The organism is Bradyrhizobium sp. SZCCHNS3016, assembly GCF_032484535.1.
Classification (GTDB): domain Bacteria; phylum Pseudomonadota; class Alphaproteobacteria; order Rhizobiales; family Xanthobacteraceae; genus Bradyrhizobium.
Genome location: NZ_JAUETE010000036.1, coordinates 1 through 4290, shown reverse-complemented (window position 1 = coordinate 4290; position 4290 = coordinate 1). Strand labels below are relative to the sequence as shown.

General features: G+C 63.2%; 4 protein-coding genes. 2 read left to right on the top strand and 2 right to left on the bottom strand.

From position 1 onward, the window contains the following. Window positions 1-282: hypothetical protein (locus tag QW881_RS32515; protein ID WP_316159251.1), on the top strand; the 282-nt coding region annotated here is incomplete at its 5' end. On the opposite strand, the gene QW881_RS32510 is transcribed toward QW881_RS32515, so the two are convergent. Beyond that, on the bottom strand, window positions 248-1702 hold the full coding sequence (locus tag QW881_RS32510) for an HlyD family type I secretion periplasmic adaptor subunit (RefSeq protein WP_315759667.1): 1455 nt from the start codon (window positions 1700-1702) through the stop codon (window positions 248-250). The two genes, QW881_RS32515 and QW881_RS32510, sit on opposite strands and share 35 nt — an antisense overlap. After that, the gene (locus QW881_RS32505) at window positions 1689-3815 is read right to left on the bottom strand and encodes a type I secretion system permease/ATPase (protein ID WP_315759668.1); all 2127 of its coding nucleotides are present in this window, start codon (window positions 3813-3815) and stop codon (window positions 1689-1691) included. The genes QW881_RS32510 and QW881_RS32505 overlap by 14 nt, the downstream gene beginning before the upstream one ends. A gap of 362 nt (window positions 3816-4177) precedes the next feature. Between QW881_RS32505 and QW881_RS32500 the strand changes: the two genes are divergently transcribed. After that, on the top strand, window positions 4178-4290 hold a 113-nt coding region (locus QW881_RS32500), incomplete at its 3' end, for a transposase (RefSeq protein WP_315758316.1).

The window sequence follows — 4290 nt, the reverse complement described above, 5'->3', positions numbered from 1 at the left end:
GCTCCGTCCAACGTCACCGTTCCCGTGATCGTCTGGTTGGCGACATTGCTTGCCTCGGCCGCGCTGGTGATCGTCACTGTGGGAGGAGTATCCGCCATGATGCGCTTGCCTCTTTGCGTTTATTACCGCGATGGCTACCTTAAAGAATTCTTACAGGATTCGCTGTCCTCCGGACGGAGGCACAATCAGACGACCGTTCTCTTGTCTATAGTCGCGTTCAATGACTACAGCTTCATCGAGTATCCATTTATCTTTCCCTCAAGCTCTCTTGCTTGTACCTGAGCAATGGCGACATCACGTATTCGATGATCCGCCGCGCCCCGGTCTTGATCTCGACCGTCACCGCCATGCCAGGCGCGAGCGCGACCATTCTGTCCTCGACCTGCATCTGCTTTTCGTCCAGTGACACCCGCGCCGAGTAGATGAACTCCTGGCCCACGGGCTCGCTGGTCTCCGCCAGCGCGCCAGTCGTCTTGGCACCAGCCTGTTTGTCCGCCGGCTTCTCGCGGACGATCGAATCCTGGGATACGCTGATGACCTTGCCGTGGACGAGGCCGTAGCGGGTGAAGTTGAAGGTGTCGATCTTGATCTCAGCCGGCTGGCCGACGTTGACGAAGCCGATATCGCGGTTGGAGATCATGGCTTCCGCCTCGAGCTCGCTGTCGGCGGGCACGATGAGCATCAGTTGTTGCGCCGGTGTGACGACGCCGCCAACGGTGTGCAGCGCGAGCTGCTGCACGGTGCCGTCGATCGGGGCGCGCAGCACCTGCTCGGCGATCTTGCGCTCGGCCTTGACGAGGTCCTGGGTGAGCTCCTCCGTCTTCTTCTCGGCATCGGCGAGATCCGAGAACACCTGACGCTCGAAGCCGGACTTGGTCTGCGCGAGCTGCTGTTCCAGCGCCAGCCGCGCGGCCTCGATCTCGACCAGGCGTCGGGTCTGCACGATGCGCTCGTTCTGCTGGTCGATCAGCCGCGACTGCGCATCGATATAGGCAATCTGGTTGCCGTACTGGATCTCCTTGGCGTTGCGGCGGATGTCGGCCGTCTCCTGCAGGAACGGCAAGGTGGCATCGATCTTGGCGATCGCCGCCTCGATCGACTGCGCCTCGGCGCGCTTCTGCGCGATCTGCTGCAGGTTGGAGGCGAGCTTCGACAGCTGCTCGGCGGCCTGGGCCTGCAGCGCGGCGCGGGTACGCGCAACGTCCGTGGGCACGGCGCCCTGGGGCACAGCGAACGGCCGCAGCTCGGCCAGATCAGCAAAGCTGTCGCGGAGCACGCTGAGCCTCGCGACATCGAGCCTCGCCTGCATCAGTCCCTGCGCGACGCGGCGGCGCTCGGCCTCGGTGACGGTGCGGTCGAGCTCGACCAGCACGTCGCCGGCACGAACCTTGTCGCCGTCCTGGACATGGATCGCCGCAACCACGCCCGCTTCCAGCGGCTGTATCGTCTTGGTGCGCCCGGTCGGCACGATCTTGCCCTGGGCGGAGGCGATAATGTCGACGTAACCCACGATCGACCAGCCGAGCGCGATCGAGAAGAATAGCATGATGGTGGCGGCAACGGCGCGGCCCGCGGGCGAGGCTGGCGTCTCCACGATCTCTAACGCAGCCGGGAGGAACTCACGGGCATCGTTGCGGCACTTGCGGTGCGCGTCGAGCGAGATCGGCGCGTTGTCCTGCCTGTGCGCCTCAGCCGACGACATGAAGTCCCGCCTGGATCTGGTGCAAGGTCGCATAACGGCCAGCGCGCTTGATCAGCTCGTCATGGGTGCCGTCCTCGACCAGCCGCCCATTCTCGATGGTGATGATGCGATCGGCATTGCGCACGGCTGACAGCCGGTGGGCGATGATGAAGACGGTGCGCCCCGCGCAGATCTTGCGCATGTTGCGCTGGATGATGTTCTCGCTCTCATAGTCGAGCGCCGAGGTCGCCTCGTCAAAAATGAGAATGCGCGGATTGGTCACCAGCGCGCGCGCAATCGCGATGCGCTGGCGCTGGCCGCCGGAGAGACTCGCGCCGCGCTCGCCGACGACCGTGTCGTAGCCGTCAGGCAGGCCGAGGATGAAGTCGTGGGCGCCTGCGAGCTCGGCCGCCTGGATCACCCGCTCCATCGCCATGCCGGGATCGGCGAGCGCGATGTTGTCACGGATCGAGCGGTTGAACAGCACGTTCTCCTGCAGCACCGCGCCGATCTGCCGCCGCAACCAGGTGACGTCGGCGACCGTGAGATCGACCCCATCGATCAGGATCCGGCCGCTCTCCGGCACGTAGAGCCGCTGGATCAGCTTGGTCAGCGTCGACTTGCCGGAGCCGGAGGGGCCGACGATGCCGACCACCTGCCCGACCGGCACCTTCAGGCTGACATCGTGCAGCGCCAGGGGACCGTCGACGCGGTAGCGGAAATGAACGTGATCGAACACGACCTCGCCGCGCACCGGCGGCAGCGCCGCGCGGCCGGGATTGAAGGCCGGCTCAGGCGTGGTGTTGAGGATGTCGCCGAGCCGGGCCACCGACAGCCGCGCCTGGTGAAAATCCTGCCACAGCTGCGCCAGCCGCAGCACCGGCTGCGCCACCCGCCCCGCGAGCATATTGAAGGCGATGAGCTCGCCGACGCTGAGGCTGCCCTCGATCACCAGATGCGCACCAAAATATATTGTCAGCGCGGTGACGATCTTGCTGATGAACTGCACCGACTGGCTCGCCCAATTGCCGAGCGACAGCACGTCGAAGCTGGCGCCCACGTAACCGGCGAGTTGCTCCTCCCAGCGCCGCTGCATCTGCGGCTCGATCGCCATCGCCTTCAGGGTCTGAATCGCGGTCACGGTCTCGACCAGGAAGGCCTGGTTCTCGGCGCCGCGGTCGAACTTGACGTCGAGCCGCTTGCGGAAGATCGGCGTCACGCCGGCCGACAGCGCGATGTAGAACGGGAACGAGCCGACCACGATCCAGGAGAGGAATGGCGAGTAGTAGAACATCACCCCGAGAAAGACGAAGGTGAAGGCGAGGTCGATGACCAGCGTCAGCGCCGAGCTGGTGATGAAGTTCCTGATGTTCTCGAGCTCGCGCACCCGCGCCACCGAATCGCCGGCCCGCCGCGCCTCGAAATAGGCAATCGGCAGTGCGATCAGATGGCGGAACAGCCGGGCGCCGAGTTCGACGTCGATCCGGTTGGTGGTGTGCGAGAACACATATGTTCGAAGACCGCCCAGCACGGTCTCGAAAATGGTCACTGTCACCAAGCCGAACACCAGCACGTCGAGCGTGGTGTAGCCGCGATGGGTCAGCACCTTGTCGGTGACGACCTGGAAGAACAACGGCGTGACGAGACCAAACAGCTGCAGGAAGAACGAGGCCAGCAGCACCTCGCCGAGCAGTCGACGATATTTATGCATCGCCTGCACGAACCAGGTGATATCGAAGCGCCGCGCCAGATCGGACAGCGAGGCGCGGCGCGCCATCAGCACCACTGTGCCGGTCCAGTTGGCTTCGAACTCCGCACGCTTGAGGCTCTGCGGCCGGTTCACCAGGGGATCCTGGATCAGTGCCGCATCGGACGTGACCTGCCCCAGGATGACGAACGAGCCATCCGACCGCGCCACGATGGCCGGCAGCGACAGCTTGGCGAGGCCATCCCAGGTCCGCCTGACCGCCCGCGCCTTGAGCTTCAGCTGCTTGGCGCAGCGAAGCATCTCGGTCACGCCGACCGGCTCTCCTGCGAGCTGATGTGCAATCTGCGCCGGATCGATAGCGACCTGATGAAACCGCAGCAGCAATGTCAGGCAGTCAAGCCCTGTATCCCTCCGCCCCGCGCTCATTGCCCCAACACTACTTTAGATCGCACCGAGATAATGTATTACAGGAAACGATTAGACAAGGTTCAGTTTCGAAATTTTTCTATCGTCGATGATATTAGAATGCTCAGCACGATTGTTGCGCATCAGCTGCGAGAAGATCGCCTAGCGCGCCAAAGAATCGGCGAAAGAATTCGATGTCAAGGCTGAAATCGCTCGACCTCAATCCTCTTACCAACATATACTTTACTCTATCGGCTCGGTGACCTTGCCCCTGGGGCTTAATCCAGCTTGAAGTTCGTTCTGGCCCCAACGAGGACCAGATGACCTTGCCCCTGGGGCTTAATCCAGTTTGAAGTTCGTTCTGGCCCAACGAGGACCAGAGCATGAAGCGCAGCCGCTTTACGGAAGAGCAGATCATTGGGATTTTGAAGGAGCACGAGGCTGGCGTTCCGGTCGCCGATCTGTGCCGCAAGCATGGCGTGAGCGACGCCAGCAT